Annotated in this window: 19 protein-coding genes; 10 read left to right on the top strand and 9 right to left on the bottom strand. The window is 65.2% G+C overall.

Translation table 11 applies throughout. The features are described from left to right. The first annotated feature begins 93 nt into the window (after nt 1–93). From JQ507_04005 to rnk, 3 genes are all read left to right on the top strand, one after another. Entirely contained in the window at nt 94–660 is a 567-nt protein-coding gene (locus JQ507_04005) for a chromate transporter (protein QRI70706.1), read from the top strand. Continuing rightward, nucleotides 657–1,187 (top strand): chromate transporter, encoded by a 531-nt coding sequence (locus tag JQ507_04000; protein ID QRI70705.1) that lies wholly within the window; start codon nt 657–659, stop codon nt 1,185–1,187. Before JQ507_04005 ends, JQ507_04000 begins: the two co-directional genes overlap by 4 nt. A gap of 311 nt (nt 1,188–1,498) precedes the next feature. Beyond that, nucleotides 1,499–1,879: a nucleoside diphosphate kinase regulator gene (rnk, locus tag JQ507_03995; protein ID QRI73166.1), complete on the top strand. Its 381-nt coding sequence runs from the start codon at nt 1,499–1,501 to the stop codon at nt 1,877–1,879. 145 nt (nt 1,880–2,024) lie between these two features. On the opposite strand, the gene JQ507_03990 is transcribed toward rnk, so the two are convergent. Next, a complete protein-coding gene (locus JQ507_03990; protein ID QRI70704.1) occupies nt 2,025–3,089 on the bottom strand; it encodes a hypothetical protein in 1,065 nt (354 codons plus the stop codon). A 215-nt stretch (nt 3,090–3,304) separates the two neighbouring features. On the opposite strand from JQ507_03990, the gene JQ507_03985 reads away from it, so the two are divergent. The 6 genes from JQ507_03985 to JQ507_03960 all read left to right on the top strand — a co-directional run bounded on the left by JQ507_03985 (nt 3,305) and on the right by JQ507_03960 (nt 9,780). Continuing rightward, the gene (locus tag JQ507_03985; GenBank protein QRI73165.1) at nt 3,305–4,435 is read left to right on the top strand and encodes a TetR family transcriptional regulator; all 1,131 of its coding nucleotides are present in this window, start codon (nt 3,305–3,307) and stop codon (nt 4,433–4,435) included. A 290-nt stretch (nt 4,436–4,725) separates the two neighbouring features. Further along, nucleotides 4,726–5,964, top strand: a complete 1,239-nt coding sequence (locus JQ507_03980; GenBank protein ID QRI70703.1) for a branched-chain amino acid ABC transporter substrate-binding protein — start codon at nt 4,726–4,728, stop codon at nt 5,962–5,964. 138 nt (nt 5,965–6,102) lie between these two features. After that, nucleotides 6,103–7,050 carry a branched-chain amino acid ABC transporter permease gene (locus tag JQ507_03975; protein QRI70702.1) on the top strand — a complete coding sequence of 316 codons (948 nt, stop codon included), beginning with the start codon at nt 6,103–6,105 and terminating at the stop codon, nt 7,048–7,050. Further along, the gene (locus tag JQ507_03970; protein ID QRI70701.1) at nt 7,047–8,339 is read left to right on the top strand and encodes a branched-chain amino acid ABC transporter permease; all 1,293 of its coding nucleotides are present in this window, start codon (nt 7,047–7,049) and stop codon (nt 8,337–8,339) included. The genes JQ507_03975 and JQ507_03970 overlap by 4 nt, the downstream gene beginning before the upstream one ends. Beyond that, nucleotides 8,336–9,085 carry an ABC transporter ATP-binding protein gene (locus JQ507_03965; GenBank protein QRI70700.1) on the top strand — a complete coding sequence of 250 codons (750 nt, stop codon included), beginning with the start codon at nt 8,336–8,338 and terminating at the stop codon, nt 9,083–9,085. Before JQ507_03970 ends, JQ507_03965 begins: the two co-directional genes overlap by 4 nt. Further along, entirely contained in the window at nt 9,085–9,780 is a 696-nt protein-coding gene (locus JQ507_03960) for an ABC transporter ATP-binding protein (protein ID QRI70699.1), read from the top strand. Before JQ507_03965 ends, JQ507_03960 begins: the two co-directional genes overlap by 1 nt. A 9-nt stretch (nt 9,781–9,789) precedes the next feature. On the opposite strand, the gene JQ507_03955 is transcribed toward JQ507_03960, so the two are convergent. Both JQ507_03955 and JQ507_03950 read right to left on the bottom strand, forming a co-directional pair. After that, on the bottom strand, nt 9,790–10,485 hold the full coding sequence (locus JQ507_03955; protein QRI70698.1) for an autoinducer binding domain-containing protein: 696 nt from the start codon (nt 10,483–10,485) through the stop codon (nt 9,790–9,792). Nucleotides 10,486–10,976: 491 nt separating this feature from the next. Further along, nucleotides 10,977–11,891 (bottom strand): LysR family transcriptional regulator, encoded by a 915-nt coding sequence (locus tag JQ507_03950; protein QRI70697.1) that lies wholly within the window; start codon nt 11,889–11,891, stop codon nt 10,977–10,979. Between the two features lie 68 nt (nt 11,892–11,959). Between JQ507_03950 and JQ507_03945 the strand changes: the two genes are divergently transcribed. Further along, nucleotides 11,960–12,577, top strand: coding sequence for a GNAT family N-acetyltransferase (locus tag JQ507_03945; protein QRI70696.1), 618 nt, complete (start codon nt 11,960–11,962; stop codon nt 12,575–12,577). Nucleotides 12,578–12,624: 47 nt separating this feature from the next. Here the strand turns inward: JQ507_03945 and uca are convergent, their stop codons facing one another. Genes uca through JQ507_03915 form a run of 6 tightly spaced genes read right to left on the bottom strand, consistent with a single transcriptional unit; the run spans nt 12,625 to nt 20,417 of the window. Continuing rightward, nucleotides 12,625–16,167 (bottom strand): urea carboxylase, encoded by a 3,543-nt coding sequence (uca, locus tag JQ507_03940; GenBank protein QRI70695.1) that lies wholly within the window; start codon nt 16,165–16,167, stop codon nt 12,625–12,627. Nucleotides 16,168–16,170: 3 nt separating this feature from the next. Further along, nucleotides 16,171–16,809, bottom strand: a complete 639-nt coding sequence (locus tag JQ507_03935) for a DUF1989 domain-containing protein (protein ID QRI70694.1) — start codon at nt 16,807–16,809, stop codon at nt 16,171–16,173. After that, on the bottom strand, nt 16,806–17,651 hold the full coding sequence (locus JQ507_03930; GenBank protein ID QRI70693.1) for an urea carboxylase-associated family protein: 846 nt from the start codon (nt 17,649–17,651) through the stop codon (nt 16,806–16,808). Before JQ507_03930 ends, JQ507_03935 begins: the two co-directional genes overlap by 4 nt. Next, nucleotides 17,648–18,481: an ABC transporter ATP-binding protein gene (locus tag JQ507_03925; protein ID QRI70692.1), complete on the bottom strand. Its 834-nt coding sequence runs from the start codon at nt 18,479–18,481 to the stop codon at nt 17,648–17,650. Before JQ507_03925 ends, JQ507_03930 begins: the two co-directional genes overlap by 4 nt. Then, complete coding sequence (locus tag JQ507_03920) at nt 18,478–19,296, bottom strand: ABC transporter permease (GenBank protein QRI70691.1); 819 nt, start codon at nt 19,294–19,296, stop codon at nt 18,478–18,480. The genes JQ507_03925 and JQ507_03920 overlap by 4 nt, the downstream gene beginning before the upstream one ends. Before the next feature lie 47 nt (nt 19,297–19,343). Next, complete coding sequence (locus tag JQ507_03915) at nt 19,344–20,417, bottom strand: ABC transporter substrate-binding protein (GenBank protein QRI70690.1); 1,074 nt, start codon at nt 20,415–20,417, stop codon at nt 19,344–19,346. Nucleotides 20,418–20,618 lie beyond the last annotated feature (201 nt).

Raw genomic sequence — 20,618 nt, 5'->3', positions numbered from 1 at the left:
GATATGATAATTCAATGATCCATATATTTGATATTTGGAGCATCGCAAACTAGGTTCGGGTCGAACACGACAAGAAACGGAGCCGACGCGCCGATGGATGCAGCCCCCGCCACCCTCACCACCAAGCACGAGGCGCCCGATATCGGCGAGTTGTTCGCGGGCTTCTTCATCCTCGGACTGACCGGCTTCGGCGGCGTGCTGCCCTTGGCGCGCCACATGATGGTGGAGAAGCGCGGCTGGCTCACCGGCGCCGAGTTCACCGACCTGCTCGGGCTCTGCCAGTTCCTGCCCGGCGGCAACATCATCAACATGTCGGTCGCGGTCGGGCTGAAGTTTCGCGGCATTCCCGGCGCCTTCGCCTCGATCATCGGGCTGATCGCGGTGCCGACCGCCGTCGTGATCGGCCTTGGCATGATCTACGCCCGTTTCGCCGACGACCTCGTCGTGCGCCATCTGTTCGGCGGCCTCGCCGCAGCCGCAGCCGGGCTTTTGATCTCCACCGCGATCAAGATCGCCTGGCCGCTGCGCCGCGATGTGCTCGGCCTCGTCATCGGCGCGCTCTGCGTGCTCGCGATCGCGGTGCTCCGGCTGCCGCTGCTGCCGACGCTGCTGACACTGGCGCCGCTCAGCATCTTGCTGCGCGCGAGGCAGGCATCATGACTGCAACCCTCGTCACGCTCGCACTGATCTTCGCCGAGCTCTCCCTACTGGCCTTCGGCGGCGGCAACACCATCCTGCCCGAGATGCAGCGTCAGGTGGTCGACATCCATCACTGGATGACGGCGCAGGAATTCGGCGCGCTTTTCGCGCTGGCGCAGGCCGCGCCCGGGCCGAACATGATGGTGGTGCCGCTGGTCGGCTGGCATGTCGCGGGCTTCTCCGGCGTGCTGGTGACCTCGCTCGCCAAGTTCGGTCCGTCGTCGCTGGTCACCGGCTTTGCACTGCGGCTCTGGGAGCGCTTCAAGGACCGACCCTGGCGGCGCACCGTGCAGGCCGGGCTGGTCCCAGTCACCGCCGGCCTCGTCACCGCCAGCGCCATCATCATAACCCACGCCTCTGCCTCGAGCTGGGGCACGATCCTGATCGCGGCCAGCGTCGCGATCGCCACCACCACGACCCGCATCCATCCGCTGCTCGCGCTCGCCGCAGGTGCTGCGCTCGGCCTCACCGGCATCGGCCAGCCCTGACGTGCGGCGCGTGCGCGCTTTCGCCGCAATGGATGCGACGGCACGAGCGGCTATGTTGATGCTGCCATGATCGACATGCTGAGCATCGACACCCGCATTGCGCGCCTCGGATTGCGCGCCGGACGTCTGCACGCAGGCAATTAGCCGGCCGGCGATCGCGCGCCGTCCGGATTCCTTAGACGTCATCAACACCATTTCAATCCGTCGTGTCGCGCGAAGTATTCGCGCGCCGGCGCTGTTGCGCCTTCGATCAACCGCAAGGTCAAACCGACATGCCCCAGAGCATTCAGAACCGCTTTTCCGCCGCGGCCTTGCCGCCGATCGTGATCACCGCGAGCGAGGCGCATCGCCTCAGCGCGCTGGCCGATTCCAGCATGGCGGTGTTTCCGCGCGTGGCCCAGTTCCTCGCCCGCGAGACCGACCGCGCCCAGGTCGTCGCCGACGATGCCGACCTGCACGACGTGGTCCGCATGGGCTCACGTGTGCGCTACCGCGACGACGAGACCGGCGACGTCAGGGAAGTCGTGCTGGTGTATCCGCACGAAGCCGACATCGCGCTCCGCCGCATCTCGGTGCTGACGCCGGTCGGCGCCGCATTGATCGGATTGTCGGTCGGTCAAACCATCGATTTCCAGACGCCGAGCCACCAGACGCGGTCGGTGACGATTTTGGCCGTTACGCATCAGGACTGACGGCGCAGCATCGCGATCCTCGACACGCACCGCGTAAGGGAGCCACCAGCAGTCGGGCTCCCTCCCCCCTTGCGGAGGAGGGAGCCCGACTGGCGTGCTCACCTTACGTTCCGTCGATATCGTGATGCCCTCGCCATCAACGCGGCTACTCCGCGCCGGAGCCGCCCTGCACGATCCTCTCGTTCAGCTTCTGATCGACGGTCTCGACCGTGCGGTCGATCTCTGCGCTGGGGTTACCGAGTTGGTGCGAGATCAACTTCACCAAGAGGTCGACGCGCTCGATGAACGGCGCGCCGGCGGCGACCGCGCGGGCCGCCGATGACGGCTTGAGCAGACTTTCGGCCGCCTTGGCGTATTTCGCGAACGGCACCTGGTCCGCCGGGTCGGCGCCGAGCTTGCGCGCGATGCCGTCGACATGATCGTAGATCGCCTGCGAGCGCGTGAGGTCGCCGTGCACGGCGTCGCGGATCGATTGCGGCTCAGTCGGCGTGATGCAGCGGTAATTGCCGGTCAGCAGCATCGACCACTTCGCCAGCGGCACGAACAGCGAGTCGAACACTTTCAGCTTCACCGGCACGTCCTGGCCGTCGAGCGTCACCGCGTCGATGTCGGCCTCGAGCTCGCGCAGCACCTTGTTGTGCTTGTCGTCGGCGAACACGGCGGCCTTGAAGTTGGTCGGCAGGCCGACATGCAGCACGTTGGCCTTCTCCTCCGGCGGACGGAACGCCTGTGGATCGGGCGAGCACAGCGTGACGAGGCCCGGCTCGAAGCGCTCCCACACCTGGGCGTTGGTGTAGGCCTCCTCGAGGTCCATGCCGGCGAGCGCGGGGATCCGCTTCAGATAGGGCAGCGGCGGCATGTTCATGATCGAGAGGCAGGGCAGCTTCGCCGCCGCGATCTTGATCATCAGCACGCGAACGGTGTGGTTGGTGTATTGCGGCTCCTGCATCGCAAGGCCGACCATGTCGTAGCGCGACACGTCGACGTCGGCGGGCGTGACGGCGTCGAGCTTGCCCGGCAGGTCGCGCGAGAAGATCGAGCGATGCTCCTTCTCATCACGCAGCTTGATGCGAACCTCGGTGCCCTCGCGGTTGATCAGGTCGGCGGTGTTCTTGCGGCACACCAGCGACACGTTGTGCCCCGCCATCAAAAGCTTGGTCCCCAGCAGGGAGCCGTAGGAAGCTCCAAGGATCAGAATGTTGCGCGCCATGTTCTCTCCAAAAGACCGCTGGTGTATGGTATGCCACGGTCTATCGCAGATCGACAAGCGGCTGCCAAGGGGATTATCTCACGTGCGGATTTTCGTGCCGCGTTCAGGAAGGGCATTCGAGCTTGCAAGTCGCCGCCGATGTAACGGACCGGGCTGAGGAAATCCTCGTCTCAGCTTCCCGGCTGTTTGCCCGCCACTCCTATGCGAACGTGACGATGGAGCAGGTCGCGGCGTCGGTTCGGGCCGTGCCGGGCGCGCTGTACCACTATTTCCGCGACAAGGAAGATTTGATCTTCCACTGCTATCTGCGGGGACTGGCGATCTATCGGCACGAGATCGAAGCCGCCGCCGAGCCCGGCATCGACGGGCTCGAGATCATCAGGCGCTTCGTGCGCGGCAGGCTGCGGCCCGAAGGCCAGCGCATGATCCTGTTCACCGATATCGATGCGCTCGCCGCGCCCTATAGCAGCGAGGTCCATGCCAGGCGCTGGCAGAACGCCGCGCGGCTGGCGGACATCCTGGAACGCGGCGTGGCGGACGGCTCGGTCGCCTGCGACGAGCCGCTGCTGACCGCGGTGGCGCTAATCTCCATCCTGGACTGGGTGCCGTTCTGGCTGTCCGAACGCGACTACTACACGCGCCAGCAGGCGATCGACGCCATCGACGACATCATCACGCACGGCGTGTACCGGCGCGAGATCGCGGTTCCCGAGATGCCCGAACCGCTCAGCCTTGCGCCGTTCCTCGAGGCCCGCGCGAGGCTGAACAAGCGGGCTGCGAAGTTCGACAGGATGCTGTCGATCGCCTCCGACAGCTTCAACCGCAGGGGCGTGTCGGGCACGTCGCTCGAGAGCATCGCCGCGGATGCGGGCATGACCCGCGCCGGGATCTACTATCACTTCAGTGAAAAGGAGAGCCTGCTGCTGGCTTGCCTGCGACGCGGGCTCGCCGGCGAAATCGCCATTCACGAGCACCTGCAGGAGCACAGCCTCGGCGCCTTCGAACACACCGTTCAGCGGATCCGCCTGCTGCTGATGCTGCACGACACGCCCTGCGGACCGAAGGCGACCTATCACAACATCAACTATCTCAACGACGTGGACCGGAAGGAATATGTCCGACAGGTGCTGGCGACGATCCGGCGAGACCAGGACAGCTATCAACGCTGGATCGACGAGGGCCGCTTCCGTCGCATCGACAGATATTTCGCCGAGCGGATTTTAACCGGCATGGGGCATTGGTATCCGATCTGGTTCAAGATCAGGCGTGATTGGTCTGCCGTCGAGATCGCCGATCACTTCGCGCGGCTCTTCCTCTCGGGCCTCAAGCCGCGCCGGCGGGGTTGAATCGCCAATTCGCGTCCCGCCGCTATAATGCCGCCGGCTCGTCTGGCGGACGTCGGACGGCATAGGTTCCAAACGAACTGCCGAACGCCTCATCCAAAAGTTTACTTGCGGTTCAAATCTGCGCCGGATCTCGCGGCATCTCGAAACATTTATAGCCTATAACATTATAATACCTCGCGCGAAAACTTGACGCAGTATTCAAAGCGAAAGTTGCGAAGGCTCGGCAATTGAGGCTAAGAGACGGCTTCGATCGCTGAAGATCAAGAAACACGAGCAAGGGAGAAAGCAGGATGCGTAAGCTGATCGTTGCTGCCACGGCAGCACTGACGGTGTTGGGAGGCGCGGCGTCCGCGCAGGAATCCATCAAGATCGGCTACATCGATCCGCTCTCCGGCGGCGGCGCCAGCGTTGGCGAAGGCGGCCTGAAGACGTTCCAGTATCTCGCCGACGAATTGAACGCCAAGGGCGGCATCCTCGGCCACAAGGTCGAGATCGTTCCGCTCGACAACAAGACCAATCCGCAGGAAGGCCTGGTGCAGGCGCAGAAGGCGGTCGACGCCGGCGTCCGCTACATCACCCAGGGCAACGGCTCGTCGGTCGGCGCTGCGCTGGAAGACTTCGTCACCAAGAACAATTCGCGCAACCCCGGCAAGGAAGTGCTCTACTTCAACTACGCCGCGGTCGATCCGAGCATGACCAACGAGAAGTGCAGCTACTGGCATTTCCGCTGGGATGCGAACTCGGACATCAAGATGGAAGCGCTGACCAACTATATGAAGGGCCAGGCGTCGATCAAGAAGGTCTATCTGATCAACATGGACTACTCGTTCGGCCAGTCGGTGCGATCAACGGCGCGCAAGATGCTGGGCGAAAAGCGGTCGGATATCCAGATCGTCGGGGACGAGCTGCATCCGATGCTCAAGGTCACCGACTTCTCGCCCTACATCGCCAAGATCAAGGCGTCTGGTGCCGACACCGTCGTGACCGGCAATTGGGGCCAGGACTTCGCACTGCTGCTGAAGGCCGCGGCCGACGCCGGCCTCAAGGTCAACTGGTACACCTATTATGCCGGCGGCGCCGGCGGACCGACCGCGATCAAGCAGACCGGCCTCGAGAACCAGGTGTTCCAGATCAGCGAAGGCGTGCCGAACTCCGGCAACAAGGCGGCGATGGATTTCGAGAAGGACTTCCGCGCCAAGACCGGCATTTCCGTGTGGTATCCGCGCGCGGTGAACGAGATGCGGATGTTCAAGGCAGCCGCCGAGAAAGCCAACTCGATCGACCCGGTGAAGGTCGCGGCCGCGCTCGAAGACTTGAAGTTCGAGGTGTTCGACGGCGGCGAGGGCTTCATGCGCAAGGACGATCACCAGTTCTTCCAGCCGATCTACATCTCCTCGTTCGGCTCGCTGGCCGACAAGACCAAGGAGCCGTTCGACGAGGAGAACACCGGCTGGGGCTGGCACATCGTCTCCAAGATCGATACCGCCCAGACCATGCTTCCGACCACCTGCAACATGAAGCGGCCCTGATCGGCCGCCTCGGAATGCGCCTCCGCGCCCCTCCGGGGTTGCGGAGGCGTTCGTCATCCGGCAGCGTCGGTGCCGGACCTCAATTCCTTCGACAGGTCTTTGATCACGTGAACCATTGGTCTCTCAAGCGGGTGCGCCGTGGCTGAGCTCATCGTCATCTCGACGCTGAACGGCGTCCTGTTCGGCATGCTGTTGTTTCTGCTGTCCAGCGGACTCACCGTCATCTTCAGCATGATGGGCGTGCTCAACTTCGCGCATGCCAGCTTCTACATGCTGGGCGCGTTCTTCGGCTTTCAGCTCACCCGCTGGATCGGCTTCTGGCCGGCGCTGGTGATCGCCCCGCTGCTGGTCGGCGTGGTCGGCATGGGTGTCGAGCGCTACGGCCTGCGCAACACCCACAAGCACGGCCACGTCGCCGAACTGCTTTTGACCTTTGGTTTGGCTTTCGCGATCGAAGAGATCGTCTCGATGATCTGGGGCAAGAGCCCGGTCGACTACCGCGTCCCGGCCGCGCTCGACTTCCCGGCCTTCACCGTGTTCTCCACCAACTACCCCGCCTACAAGATCTTCATGCTGGTGGTCTCGGTCGTGATCTTCATCGCGCTCCTGGTTACGCTGAAGCGGACCCGGGTCGGCCTCATCGTGCAGGCCGCGCTGACCCATCCGAGCATGGTCGGCCATCTCGGCCACAATGTCGGCCGCGTCTTCATGCTGGTGTTCGGCGTCGGCAGCGCGCTCGCCGGTCTTGCCGGCGTCATCGCCGGTCCCTCGCTGGTGACGCAGTCCGACATGGCGGCGCTGCTCGGCCCGATCCTGTTCGTCGTCATCGTGTTCGGCGGCCTCGGCTCGCTGCCCGGCGCCTTCATCGCCTCGCTGCTGATCGGCCTGATCCAGACCTTCGCGGTCGCGCTGAACGGCTCGCTGGCCAGCGTGTTCGGTCCGCTCGATCCGAGCCTCGGCCCCTCGCCGCTCACCGACATCTGGAACGTCACGATCGCGCAGATCGCGCCGATCCTGCCCTACCTGCTGCTGGTGCTGGTGCTGATCTTCCGCCCGATGGGCCTGTTGGGGACGCGCGAGTCATGACGAACGCTCCCACGCCCGCCCCCGCCGCGGCCAAGCAGGAGTCCGGCGGCAGCCTCGGCTTCTATGGCGTCTGGCTGCTCGCGGCCGCCGCACTCGTCGTGCTGCCGCTGGTGTTCTCCTCCGGCGGCTCGCTGACCTCGTTCAGCCTGATCGGCATCGCGATCATCTTCGCGCTGTCCTACAACATCCTGCTCGGCCAGACCGGCCTGTTGTCGTTCGGCCACGCCGTGCAATACGGCCTCGGCGGCTTCCTCGCCGTCCACGCCATGAACGCAGTCGCGAGCCACAACTGGCCGATCCCGCTGCCGGTGATTCCGCTGGTCGGCGGCATCGGCGGCATGGCCTTCGCGGTCGTGGTCGGCTGGGTCATGACCAAGCGCGCCGGCACGGTGTTCGCGATGATCTCGCTCGGCATCGGCGAACTGGTCGCCTCGTCCTCGCTGATCCTGCGCAGCGTGTTCGGCGGCGAATCCGGCATCACCACCGACCGCACCTCGCTGATGCCGCTGTTCGGCTGGACCTTCGGACCGCAGCTCCAGGTCTATTACCTGATCGCGTTCTGGGTGCTGGTCTCGGCGATCGCGATGTATGCGCTGACCCGGACGCCCTTGGGGCGCATCTGCAACGCGGTGCGCGACAATCCGGAGCGCGTCGAGTTCATCGGCTACGATCCGCATGTGGTGCGCTATCTCGCCTACATGTTCGCGGGCTTCTTCGCCGGCATCGCCGGCGGGCTGGCCGCGATCAATTTCGAGATCGCCAACTCCGCCTATCTCGGTGCGACGCAATCCGGCCTCGTGCTGTTCTCGGCGTTTATCGGCGGCACCGCCTATTTCTTCGGCCCGATCCTCGGGGCCATCCTGGTGACCTATCTGCAACTCGGGCTGACCAGCGTCACCTCGGTCTGGCAGCTCTATTTCGGCATCATCTTCATCGGCATCGTGATGTTCGCACCCGGCGGCATCGCCGGCATCCTGATGAAGCATCGTCCGCTGATCCGCGCCGGAACGCTCGGCACGGTGATCCCGTCCTACCTGGTCGCGGCGGTTCCGACGCTGGCGTTTGCACTCGGCATCATCCTGACCATCGAGACCGTCGCGCGCTTCTCCGGCGGCGATCCGATCAACCTGCTCGGCATCCCGTTCGTCGCGACCGCGCCGACGACTTGGGTGGCTGCTGCGGTGCTGCTGGTCGGCGGCTTCATGGTTGCGCGCATCACCTGGAAGCGCGTCGCGGAGGCCTGGGATCGCGCCGCGACGGTGGCCCGTGATCGGGGGTATCTCGCATGACCGCTGCCATTCAAGTCAACGCCGTCGAGAAGAGCTTCGGCAATGTCCAGATCATCCGCGACCTCAATCTGAGCGTCGCCAAGGGCGAGCGTCACGCCATCATCGGCCCGAACGGGGCCGGCAAGTCGACGACGTTCAACCTGATCTCCGGCCACATCAAGCCGACCTCGGGTGAGATCCGCCTCAACGGCGCGGTGACCTCGGGGCTGCGGCCATTCGAGATCAACCGCCGCGGGCTGTCACGCTCGTTCCAGGTCACCAACGTGTTCGCCCGCATGACGGTGTGGGAGAATGTCCGCTGCGCCGTGCTGTGGGCGACCGGGCATCGCTACGCGTTCTGGAAGAACGTCGACAGCCTGCCCGAGGTGAAGCAGCGCACCGCGCAGATCCTCGACGATATCCATCTCAGCCATCGCCGCGACGTGCCGGCGGGCCTCCTGACCTATGCCGAGCAGCGCGAACTCGAGATCGGCATCACGATCGCCGGCGGCGCCAGCGTCATCATGCTGGACGAGCCGACCGCGGGCATGAGCCACGCCGAGACCGAGCGCGCCGTCGCGCTGATCCGCCGTCTCACCGAAGGCCGCACGCTCGTCATCGTCGAGCACGACATGAGCGTGGTGTTCGGCCTCGCCGACCGCATCTCGGTGCTGGTCTACGGCCACATCATCGCCTCCGGCACGCCTGAGGAGATCCGCGGCAACCCGAAGGTCAAGGAAGCCTATCTCGGCGAGGAGGTCGACTGATGCTCGAAGTCAGGAATCTTCACGCCTATTACGGCAAGAGCCACATCCTGCAGGGCGTCGATCTCGACATCGCGGCCGGCGAGGTGGTGAGCCTGCTCGGCCGCAACGGCGTCGGCCGCTCCACCACCGTCAAGGCGATCATGGGCGAGGTGCCGCCGCAGGGCACCATCCGCTTCAAGGGCCAGGACATCGCGGGTCTGCCGAGCCACAAGATCGCCCGCCTCGGCCTCGGCTATGTGCCCGAGCATCGCGACATCTTCCCGAGCCTGACGGTGCGCCAGAACCTGATCCTCGGCATCAAGGATCCGCGCCGCCCCGGCAAGTGGCGGTTGCAGGAGATGCTCGACATGTTCCCCAACCTCGCCCGCCGCGCCGATACGCCGGCCGGGGTGCTGTCGGGCGGCGAGAAGCAGATGCTGACCACCTGCCGCACCCTGCTCGGCGATCCCGAGCTGATGATGATCGACGAGCCGACCGAGGGTCTCGCGCCGCTGATCGTGCAGCAGGTCGGCGAGCTGATCGCGCGGATCGCGAAGGCCGGCGTCGCCATCCTGCTGGTCGAGCAGAAGCTGTCGATCGCGATGAAGATCTCGAACCGGGTCTACATCATGGGCCACGGCCGCGTGGTGTTCGAAGGCACCCCCGAGCAGCTCAAGAACAACGCCGCCATTCGCGAGGAATGGCTCGAGGTGTGAGGCCTGCCGTCAGGTGATGAGCCGGAGCCGCAGGAGTTCAGCAATCGCCTGAGCCGTGTTGCGCGCCTGCACCTTCTCGCGAACCGATCTCAGATGCTTGTCGACGCCGTGGCCCGAGATGCCCATCCTTGCGCCGATCTCGCGCTCGTTCAACCCGGAGGCCGCGAGCTGCACCGCTTCGCGTTCACGCAGCGTGACGTTGATCGCCGGCTGCAGCTGGACCATGTTCCGCAAACGAAGCGCGCGGCCGACGGCATAGGTCGCGATGATCCGCAGTTCGTGCCGCTTCCGAGCATCGACCTTGAGGCTCTCGCCCGCAATCGCAAAGCCGATCAGATTGCCGTCCAGAGACGGCAACGCAAGCGCAAATCCCTCCTTCAATCCGAACGTCGCGGCCTCCGCCACGATCCGGCGCGACAAGGGATGCTCAAGGTATTGCGGGGCGATCTCACTCCAGAGAAACGGGCGATGGCTCTCGCGAATACAGCGCCTGATCGGATCGTGCTCGGAGTAATTCAGGGCGATATAGCGCTTCAGCCAGTCGGCCGGCCAGGAGTTCAGCAGAATGCACCGGGAGTCCGCAGCGCGCATGCCCTGCCTCGGAATGACGACAGCAATGAACGAGCTCGCGCCGTAGCCGGAGACTTGGCGCATCACCTCAGCCACGATCTCTGCTTCACTGTTGGCGTTATCAAGCCGTGTCACGAAATCCGATGTCGCCTCCAAAGAACGCTCTGGTGACTCTGATGGCGACCTTGCCTGCATCTAAAGCATCCTCTCAACGATGGGCCACATTGGCAAAAGGAGAATCTTGAACCGCGCCCTCGCACGGCAAGTTCTTATGTTGTTGTTGGAGAAGCAGCTGGCGCCGCATCTCGGAAAGAGATTCAGCTTGGCCGCTAATTCTGGAATCGTCAAATTCAACCGCGTCGGCCACGTCGGCGCAAGCACATATCACGCGCCTCGCTTGATCCCAGCGACAACCCCGGCGGCCAGCTCAATGCCGGCTGCGCAGTTGCCAGCATCGCAGCTACGAAATTGCGTACTTACAATCGCAAATCTTGTCATCGATAATTTCCAACGCCTACAACGATTCTCGCGTGCCGCGCGCAACGCGTCCTACACGGAGCTGTCGCGAGCAGCTCATCCGTCATGACGCGCTGCGTCTGGCAGCGCGGAACATGCGGCACGGATGGTCAGGCCGGCGCGCGGGCGGGCTTCCTGTATTCCGCGGTCTCGGCGCGAAGTAGGTCGCAGAATTCGAGCGCAAGACGGCTGCGCGGCCGTTGCGACGGGAACAGCAGCACGGTCGTGAGCTCCAGCCGCGGCGTGAACGGCTTGAGCACGATCCGGGCGCTGGCAAAATCCCGCGCCACGACGGGATCGACGATCGAGAAACCCAGTCCCTGTGCAACCAGAGCGCAGCGCTGCATGCTGTACTGAATCTCCGCCACCGTTCTGACCTCGGCCCCGGCGTCTTCGAAGGCGCGTTCGAGGCGCGACCGATGCGGCGCGCCTGGGGCTGGCGCAATCATCGCCTCGCCGTGCAGGTCCTTTGGGATAATCAATCGTTTGGACCGCAGCCGGTGCTGACGCGGCAGCACGCAGATGGCGTCGGTCGTCATCAGCAGTTCGTCGTCGACCGCCGCAAAACCTGACTGGGGTCGTGCCAGCCCGACATCGCACTGGCCTGCGGCAACCAGACTCCAGACCCGTTCAGGACTATGCACGGCGACCGACAACATGATGCCAGGGTTCTTCCTGGAGAATTTGCTGACGATCCGCGGCATCAACGAATAGGTGAATGCCGGAAGGCAGGCGATCCTCAGCGTCCCGCTGCCCCTCGCGCGAATGCCGCGCGCCGCACGCGCCAAATACTCCAGTCCGGCCTGGTTGCGCTCGACCTCATGCAGGAAGATCTCGCCTTCCGGCGTCAACGTGACACCGCCGCGCCCGCGTACGAACAGCGCGAAGCCGATCTCGCGCTCCAGCCGCGCAATGGCGCGACTGACGAAGGGCTGCCCGATCCGCAGGCTCAGGGCCGCCTTGGTGATTCCGTTGTGACGCACGACCTCACGGAACAGGTCGACGTGTCTCGGATTCAGGAACATGACCAATCCGCATACGAACTGCCATTTCAGTCATTTGACGGCATATCGGTTCGATGCGTCAATAGGGCATGCAATTCGTGGACAACCATGCCGCCTTGGCCACTGACCGCATCCTGCTGAGGAGGATCCGCGGTTCTGAAATCTCGCGGGTAAGGCCGCTCGGGGACGCCGGCATGCTTCGGCAGCTCGATCGCGGCGGCTCCGGCCAGTCCGCGGCCGCGCGCGCGGCTGCCGCGCTGAGCTGCGCCAACGTCACGGCCGCGTTCGCGATCGAGGATACCGGGTCCGGCGACGTCATCGGCCTTACCGCTTTCGCGGCACTCGAGCCGAACGAAAAGCGGGCGACGCTTGCGCCGATCTGGAGCAGCGGACGATTTGGCGAGATCCTGCTCATGAGCCATGTCGCGCATCTCATGACGCGGTATGCGTTCGAGGTGCTCGCCGTCGAGCGGGCCGAGGTGCATCTGGATTGGCGGCTGCGGCGTACGCTCGAGCTCTACGCTGACCTCGGCTTTCACTGCGAAGGACGGCTTCGCGCCTATTTTGCCTGCGATGAAGGTCCATCGGCCGACGCTGCGGTCCTCAGCGTGGTGCGCTCCGGATGGCCAGCCATCGCCGACCGGCAGCGCCGGCTCCTCGCCAACGAGGCATGGCGAGGTCGGCTTCCATCCGATCGGCCCCCATAGAGCAATGCCGGGGACAGGACCGCAGCAGATCGCTCGTGACGCGGAATCTATTCCGGCCGGATCAATGCCACGACATCGCCCGCCCGCAGCGTCTGTCCCGGCTTCACCGGAACCGATGCGATGCGGCCGGCCGCCGGCGAGAGCACCGAGATCTCCATCTTCATGGATTCGATGATCGCGAGCACATCGCCGGCCGCGACTTTGGCGCCCTCCTCGACCAGGATCTTCCAGATGTTGCCCGGTACTTCCGAAAATGCGCCGACCTGGCCGTCGGGAATGCCGGTCGCAACGGCGGCAATCTCGGCCGATTCAGCCGGCGCCTCGTCGAGCTTCAGCTCGCGCCAGCGTCGGCGCTCGGCATCGAACGCGGCCTGCTGCGCCGCCTTGAATGTGGTGATCGACGACTGCGCGCCGGCCAACGTTCGCGCATAGTCGGCGTAGGAGAACTCGCCCTGCTCGATCCTGATGTCGTATTGCCCGTGCGGGAACGCGGCGCGGGCATCCAGCAGTTCGTCGGCATCGACCGGAAAGAAACGGATCTTGTCGAAGAACCGCAGCAGCCAGGGATGGCCTGGCTCGAACACTTTCGTCGTGCGCCAGGTGTTCCAGACCTGGATGGTGCGGCCGAACAGCTGGTAGCCGCCCGGCCCTTCCATGCCGTAGATGCACATATAGGCGCCGCCGATCCCGACCGCGTTCTCCGGCGTCCAGGTCCGCGCCGGATTGTACTTGGTGGTCACCAGCCGATGCCGCGGGTCGAGCGGCGTCGCCACCGGCGCGCCGAGATAGACATCGCCGAGGCCGAGCACGAAATAGTCGGCGTCGAACACGATGCGGCGGACGTCGTCCTCGCTCGCCAGCCCATTGATGCGCCGGATGAACTCGACATTCGACGGACACCACGGCGCATCTGATCGCACCAGCTCCTGATATTTGCGCATCGCCAGCTCGGCCTGCGGGTCGCGCCACGACAGCGGCAGGTGTACCGTGCGGCTCGGCACCCGCATCGCATCGACATCAGGCAATTGGCGCTCGATCCGGCGCAGCACATCGAGCAGTTTTCCGCGCGACAGTGTCGTACCGTCGTAGTGGATCTGGAGCGAGCGGATGCCGGGCGTGAGATCGATCAGGCCGCCGAGCTTTGCGTCCTCCAATGCCTGCGCCAGCACATGCACGCGCAGCCGCAACGCGATGTCGAGCTCCATCGGGCCGTATTCGACCAGCAGATTGTCGTCACCGGCGCGCCGGTATACCACCGGGATCGGACCGTCATCGTTGCGACCGACGATCGCAGAACCGAGCTCCGGTGCCTTGAGGACGGTGGGGCCGGCAACCGGATCGTCGCTTTTCACCGGAACGAAACGGACGGTGTCGCCCGGCCGGAGCTGACCGACCTTCCAGAGTTCGTCGCGCGCGACCACCGCCGGACAGACGAAGCCGCCGAGGCTCGGCCCGTCCGGGCCGAGGATGATCGGCATGTCGCCGGTGAAGTCGATCGAGCCGACCGCATAGGCGTTGTCGTGGATGTTCGACGGATGCAGCCCGGCTTCGCCGCCGTCGGTCCGTGCCCAGTGCGGCTTGGGGCCGATCAGCCGCACGCCGGTGCGGGCGCTGTTGAAGTGCACCTCGTAGCTCGTGGAGAACAGCGTCTCGATGTCCTCGTCAAGAAAGAAATCAGGCGCGCCATGCGGGCCATAGATCACGCCGATCTGCCACGCCGACGTGAGCTGCGGCCGCTCGTTCTCTGTGGCGCGCTGCGGCGGCGCCAGGCCAGTTGCTTCCGCGCCGATATGCAGAACATCTCCGGCCTTCAAGGAGCCCGTGGCGTGACCGCCGAAGGCGCCGAGCGCGAACACCGCGCGCGAGCCGAGAATCTGAGGCACATTGAAGCCGCCGCGCACGGCGAGATAGCTGCGCTGACCCGGCCCCTTGATGCTGCCGATCGCGAGCGTCTGACCGGCGCGCACCGCGATCGGCTCGTGATACGCAATCTCGACGCCGTCGAGCGCCGCCTTCATCTGCGCGCCCGAGACCGCGACGATCGCATCAGTGTTGAAGCGCAGGGTTGGTCCGTTGACCGTCAGTTCGAGCGCGGTCGTCGTCTCCGGGTTTCCCACCACGCGATTCGCAAGCCGAAACGACCGTTCGTCCATCGGACCGCTCGGCGGCACGCCGACATGCCAGAGGTGCAGCCGGCCGGGCAATTCCTGCACGCCGCTCTGCGCACCGGGTGCAACGACATCGATGGTGCGGGGACGATAGGCGAACGCGCCGAGCACGCTGGTCGCGACCTGCCCGCTGCGGAACACGTCGGACGTGGCGATCGCACGCAGATAATCGAGATTGGTCTCGATGCCGGCAATAGCCGTCTCATCCAGCGCCTGCGTCAGCCGCGCGATCGCGGCTTCGCGCGTGTCGGCCGTCACGATGATCTTGGCCAGCATCGGATCGTAGAACGGCGTCACCTCGGAGCCGGTCTCGATCCAGCCGTCGATCCGCGCATCCGGCGAGAAAGAGACCTGCGTCAGCCGGCCCGCGCTCGGGCGAAAACCGGCGCCCGGATTCTCCGCATAGAGCCGCACCTCGATCGCCGCGCCCTTTGGCGCAAGCGTGCCCGCGGTGCCCAGCACGTCCTCGCCGGCCGCCTGCCGGATCATCCATTCGACGAGATCGACGCCGGTGACCTGCTCGGTGACGGGATGCTCGACCTGCAGGCGGGTGTTGACCTCGAGGAAGTAGAAATCCTCCCGCTCGACGTCGTAGATGAACTCCACCGTGCCGGCGGATTCGTAAGCCACCGCCTTGCCGAGCGACACCGCGGCTTCATGCAGGCGCTGCCGGACCTCGCCAGAGAGCCCCGGCGCCGGCGTCTCCTCAAAGACCTTCTGGTTGCGCCGCTGCAGCGAGCAGTCGCGCTCGCCGAGCGCAACCACGTCGCCGCTGCCGTTGCCGAAGATCTGCACCTCGATGTGGCGGGCGCGCGCGACGAACCGCTCGAGATAGACCCGGGCATCGCCAAAGCTCGCGCGCGCCGTGCGCTGCACGGACGCAAAGCGCTCGCGCAGCGTCGCGACGTCGTGGCAGAGCTGCATGCCGATGCCGCCGCCGCCCGCCGTGCTCTTCAGCATCACCGGAAAGCCGATCCGCTCGGCCTCGCATACGGCCTCGTCGATGGTCTCCAGCAGGCCGGAGCCCGGCAGCAGCGGCACGCCGCTCCGCTCCGCGATCTCGCGTGCCTTGTGCTTGAGGCCGAAGGCGTCGAGATGTTCCGGCCGCGGCCCGATTAACCTGATGCCGTGCTCGGCGAGCCGCTCGGCAAAGCGGCGGTTCTCCGACAGGAAGCCGTAGCCGGGATGCACCGCCTGCGCGCCGGTCGCAAGGCACGCCGCCATGATCGCATCGACGTTAAGATAGCTCTCGGCGGCCGGCGCCGGGCCAATGCGCACCGCCTCGTCGGCCTCGAGCACCGGCCGGGTGAAGCGGTCGGCGTCGGAATAGACCGCGACCGAAGCGATGCCCATATGGCGCAACGTTCTGCCGATCCGCCCGGCGATCTCGCCGCGGTTGGCAATCAGGACCTTGCTGAACATGCCTCACGCCTCCGGCTCGAAGATCGTCACCTGGACCGGCGTCGGGAAGAAGCCGTTGCAGGGATTGTTGATCTGCGGGCAGTTCGAAATCAGGCACAGCACGTCCATCTCGGCGACCAGCTCAACGGCGTCGCCAGGCTTCGAGACGCCGTCGACCACGGTGAAGTTGCCGGCCGGATCGATCGGCACGTTCATGAAGAAGTTGAGGTTCGGCACGATGTCGTGCTTCGAGAGGCCGTATTTCGCGGCTTCGACCACGAAGTTCTCGCGGCAGGCATGCTGGTAGCGGGTCTGGTGACCGAATCGCACGGTGTTGCTCTCGCAGGAGCAGGCCCCCGCCGACGTGTCATGCAGGCCGCAACTGTCGGCCGTGACGCGCAGCATCACGCGGCCTTCGTTGGACATGATGTTGGTGCCGAGCCCGACATAGGCCGAGCCCTGCGCGCGCAGCGTATCCTGGCCGCTGTAGCGCTCGCCGAAATCGCTGGCGCAGTAGAACAGCGTATCCACCGCCTGCTGGCCATGGGTATCGGTGATCCGCAGGGTCTGGCCCTTGCGGATGATCGCCGACCACGGCTTTCGCGCGGCAATCTCAACGTCGAGGACAATGCGGCCGTTGGTCTGGGCGGATTGCGCGGTCATTGCACTGCTCCTTCGGTGGTCTCGCCGAAATACAGCGCGTTGTTCTCATAGGCGCGGATCGCTTCAGCCGTCGCGGTTCGGCACAAATCATCCGCCGCCGGCGCATCGGCGCGGTAACGTACGATCTCCACGCTCGCCTGCGGATAGGTCACAGCAGGATCGAGCGGATGCGGGCAGTTCGACAGCGCAATCAACAGGTCCATCTCGGCGCGCAGATCGACGAAGTCGCCTTTCGCGCGGCGCTGCGCCGACCAGACGAACTTGCCGTCCGCGTCGATCGCGACCGGCGCAAAGAAGCTGACGCAGGGATGCACGTCGCGGCGGCCGAGCCCGAGCTTGCTTGCTGCGAGAATGAAGTTGTCGCGCGTGTTGCGGAAATTGCCGTCGCCGTATTTCGCCTGGTTGGTCGCAGCCGTCGAACCGCCGACCACCGCGTCATGCGCCGCGCTGGTGTCCTCGGTGAGGCCGAGCAGCGCTCGCCCCATGTCGGACAGCAGCACGCGTCCCTTCTGCAGCCGCGCCGCCCATTGCACCTTGATGGTGTCGGCGTGGTTCAGCCGTTCACTGGGATCGGTCGCATTCCAGGCGAGCAGGCTGACCGTGGATGTCCCCGAATTGTTGACGATGCGCAGCGTATCGCCGCGGTCCAGTCGCGTGGTCCAGTACCAGCCGGCCGGAATCACCTCGCGATGGATGATCGCCGCAGCGGCGATCGGTACTGCGTCGCGCGCGGTCGGCGCCGGCAGCGCGCGCGGCGCATGCTCCTGCCCCGCCGCCTTCAGCTCGTTGTAGCGCCTCGTATGCGCCGCGACCTCGGCCTTCTGTTCCTCTGTGAGGATCATGGTTGCTCCTTCAAGACGAGAGCGCCGGGCCGTCCCGGCTGATGCTCCTTGCCTGATCGGGTCGTCCCGATCGGAGCTGGTTGAATGATCGCGCGCGGCTCTGCGCTGCGGCGCGGAAATATCTCGAGGTCGCGCGACACGGTGGCGCCGTAACGCTCGCGCTCCTCCGGGCGATTGCGCGAGCGCTCCAGCGCGATCACGCGCGTCGCGAGCCCGAACGCTTCGCTGAGGTCATGCGTGACCATCACGACGGTGAGATGCGTCTCATTCCATAGCCGCTTCATCAGCACATGGATGTCGGCGCGGATGCCCGGGTCGAGCGCGCCGAACGGCTCGTCGAGCAGCAGGATCTTTGGGCCGCGCATGATCGCCTGCGCCAGCGCGAGGCGCTGCTGCATGCCGCCCGACAGCGCCGACGGATACTTGTTCTCCTGGCCGGCGAGCCCGACCTCTGCGAGCAGCTTCATGGCATCGTCCGCCGCGGCGCGCCGCGCGGCGCCGAACAGGCGGGCGGTGAACTTGGCGTCGCGCAGTTCGCGCCCGAGCATCACGTTCTGCAACACGGTGAGATGCGGAAACACCGAGTAGCGCTGGAACACCACGCCGCGGTCGGCGTCCGGTTCGGCGGGCAACGGCTTGCCGTCGACCAGGATCCGGCCGCGGCTCGGCTGCTCCTCGCCGAGCAGCATGCGGAGCAGCGTGGTCTTGCCGCAACCGGACGGACCGACCAGCGCAATGAAAGCGCGCGGCTCGACCTCCATCGTGATGCGCTCGAGCACGATGTGGTCGCCATATTCCTTCCAGACGTCGTCGAAGCGGATCGCGCTCATTCCGCCCTCACCGAGGCAAACCAGGGAAACGCCCTGCGTTGCAGAACGCGCAGGCCGACATCGATCAGGAACGCGAGCAGCGTGATCCAGGCGACGTAGGGGATGATGACGTCCATCGCGAGATAGCGCCGCACCAGGAAGATCCGATAGCCGAGCCCGGAATCGGAGGCGATCGCCTCGGCCGCGATCAGGAACAGCCAGGCCGGGCCGAGCTGCAGCCGCAGCACGTCGATCAGCCGCGGCAGGGTTTGCGGCATTGCGACGCGGAGCGCGATCTGCCAGGTCGAGGCGCCGAGCGTCTGCGCCTTGACGATCTGCTCGCGCGGCAACTCCTGCACTTTCATGGCGAGGTCGCGGATCATGCAAGGCAGCGTCCCGATCACGATCAGCGCGATCTTCGAATTCTCCCCGAGCCCCATCACGATGAACAGGATCGGCAGCAGCGCCAGCGGCGGCACCATCGAGGTGACCGATACGAACGGTCCGAGCAGCGCATTGGCGCCCGGCAGCAGCCCGATCACGATGCCGAGCACCAGCGCCGCCGTCGTCGAGATCGCCAGCGCCGACCCCAGTCGCCCGAGGCTCGCGACGGTGTCGGAGGCCATCAGATAGCCGCCGGTGCGCGGATCGACCTCGAACGCCATCTGCTTGACCGCCTGCACCATGCTCGGCAGCGCCGGCAGCAGCTTGTCGTTCGGGTTCTGCGCGAGCCGCGCGCCGGAGCTGGCGAAGTAGGCGATTGCGACCAACAGGAACGGCAGCGCGAGCAGATAGAATCGCGTCTGCCGTCCCGGCCGTATGTTCACAAGTCGCATCGTCGGCTCCTGCTTTGGGGATCGCGCCGTGGCGTCAGGGCCTGCCCTCAGAGCTTGCCCTTGGCGGCTTCGTCCATGAAGGTCGGGTCGAAGCGCAGCTTGACGTTCGACTTGTCGCCGAGCACCGACTTGTCGGCGAGCTCGATGCCGACGGCGTCGGCCGACTTCGCGCCCTTGCCGAGCAGGTCCTTTTCGAACAGGAATTTACGGACCCGGTCCATCGTCGTCCCGATCGTCTTGCTGCGCGTAAAAGCTTCGGCGTCGGTTGCCTTGTCGAACAGTTTTGTGGTCGAGAGCTGGCTGTCGAAACCGGCGAGGTCGGTGCCGGAGGCCTTGGCCATCGCCTCCTTGGCAGCCTTCGCGGCGGGATCGTTGGCGGTCATCCTGGACAGCGTCTCGTACCAGATGCCGACCAGCGCCTTGGCGAAATCCGGATTGTCCTTGGCAACCGCGGTGTTCACCACCATCAGATCCATGATCTCGCCGGGGATCTGCGAGGAGTCGAAAACCTTCCTGGCATCGGGCGAGCCGAGGATTTCGGTCACGATCGGATTCCAGGTCACGACCGCATTGACGTCAGGGGTCTTGTAGGCGGCGGCGATATCGGCGTCGGAGGTGTTGACGACCTTGACGTCCTTCTCGCTCAGCTTGGAGGTCTCGAGTGCCCGCGCCAGCAGATAATGCGACACCGAGAATTCAACCAGGTTGACGGTCTGGCCCTTGATCGCGGCGAGGTCCGACTTGTTCTTGAGGATCACCGCGTCGTTGCCGTTGGAGAAGTCACCCATCACGACCGCTGTGGTGTCGACGCCGCCGGCTGCCGGAATCGACAGCGCATCCATGTTGGTGATGGTGACGGCATCATAGCCGCCGGCGGTATACTGATTGATCGACTCGACGTAGTCGTTGAACTGCTTGACCTCGATCGTGATGCCGTATTTGTCGGCCCATTTCTTGACGATGCCGGTGTCGGCCGCATAGCCCCACGGCATCCACCCGACATAGATCGACCAGGCGACCTTGAAGCTTTTCTTCGGCGCCGCCTCGGCCGCGGGCGCCGCCGCGAGCACGACCGCGCAGCCGATGACAACAGAGCGAAGGAAGAAAGAGAACTTGTTCATTGCCGATCCCTCTTGCGAAACTTCACAAAAAGGGACTGGCGAAAAGACCATCGCTCCGCCAATCCCTTGGCTAACGAGGTCTCCCGGGCTTTTATCCCGCCGTGCACCTGCGGGGATGTCTCCCCCGCAAGCGGCTGCTCTCGGACCAGCATCTTGCCTGGCAAGATCGGAACCCTAGCGGCCAACTCAGCGCCTTTGATG

The organism is Bradyrhizobium sp. PSBB068 (assembly GCA_016839165.1).
Taxonomy (GTDB): domain Bacteria; phylum Pseudomonadota; class Alphaproteobacteria; order Rhizobiales; family Xanthobacteraceae; genus Bradyrhizobium.
This window is presented reverse-complemented; position numbering and strand designations above follow the sequence as displayed.

Excerpts from the sequence above, each read along its gene's own strand:
- JQ507_03980 (QRI70703.1), top strand. The coding sequence starts at position 4,726 with ATGCGTAAGCTGATCGTTGCTGCCACGGCAGCACTGACGGTGTTGGGA.
- JQ507_04005 (QRI70706.1), top strand. The coding sequence starts at position 94 with ATGGATGCAGCCCCCGCCACCCTCACCACCAAGCACGAGGCGCCCGAT.
- JQ507_03970 (QRI70701.1), top strand. The coding sequence starts at position 7,047 with ATGACGAACGCTCCCACGCCCGCCCCCGCCGCGGCCAAGCAGGAGTCC.
- JQ507_03965 (QRI70700.1), top strand. The coding sequence starts at position 8,336 with ATGACCGCTGCCATTCAAGTCAACGCCGTCGAGAAGAGCTTCGGCAAT.
- JQ507_03930 (QRI70693.1), bottom strand. The coding sequence starts at position 17,651 with ATGATCCTCACAGAGGAACAGAAGGCCGAGGTCGCGGCGCATACGAGG.
- JQ507_03925 (QRI70692.1), bottom strand. The coding sequence starts at position 18,481 with ATGAGCGCGATCCGCTTCGACGACGTCTGGAAGGAATATGGCGACCAC.
- JQ507_03985 (QRI73165.1), top strand. The coding sequence starts at position 3,305 with ATGGAGCAGGTCGCGGCGTCGGTTCGGGCCGTGCCGGGCGCGCTGTAC.
- uca (QRI70695.1), bottom strand. The coding sequence starts at position 16,167 with ATGTTCAGCAAGGTCCTGATTGCCAACCGCGGCGAGATCGCCGGGCGG.
- JQ507_03990 (QRI70704.1), bottom strand. The coding sequence starts at position 3,089 with ATGGCGCGCAACATTCTGATCCTTGGAGCTTCCTACGGCTCCCTGCTG.
- JQ507_03950 (QRI70697.1), bottom strand. The coding sequence starts at position 11,891 with ATGTTCCTGAATCCGAGACACGTCGACCTGTTCCGTGAGGTCGTGCGT.
- JQ507_03935 (QRI70694.1), bottom strand. The coding sequence starts at position 16,809 with ATGACCGCGCAATCCGCCCAGACCAACGGCCGCATTGTCCTCGACGTT.
- JQ507_03915 (QRI70690.1), bottom strand. The coding sequence starts at position 20,417 with ATGAACAAGTTCTCTTTCTTCCTTCGCTCTGTTGTCATCGGCTGCGCG.
- JQ507_03920 (QRI70691.1), bottom strand. The coding sequence starts at position 19,296 with ATGCGACTTGTGAACATACGGCCGGGACGGCAGACGCGATTCTATCTG.
- JQ507_04000 (QRI70705.1), top strand. The coding sequence starts at position 657 with ATGACTGCAACCCTCGTCACGCTCGCACTGATCTTCGCCGAGCTCTCC.
- JQ507_03960 (QRI70699.1), top strand. The coding sequence starts at position 9,085 with ATGCTCGAAGTCAGGAATCTTCACGCCTATTACGGCAAGAGCCACATC.
- JQ507_03945 (QRI70696.1), top strand. The coding sequence starts at position 11,960 with ATGCAATTCGTGGACAACCATGCCGCCTTGGCCACTGACCGCATCCTG.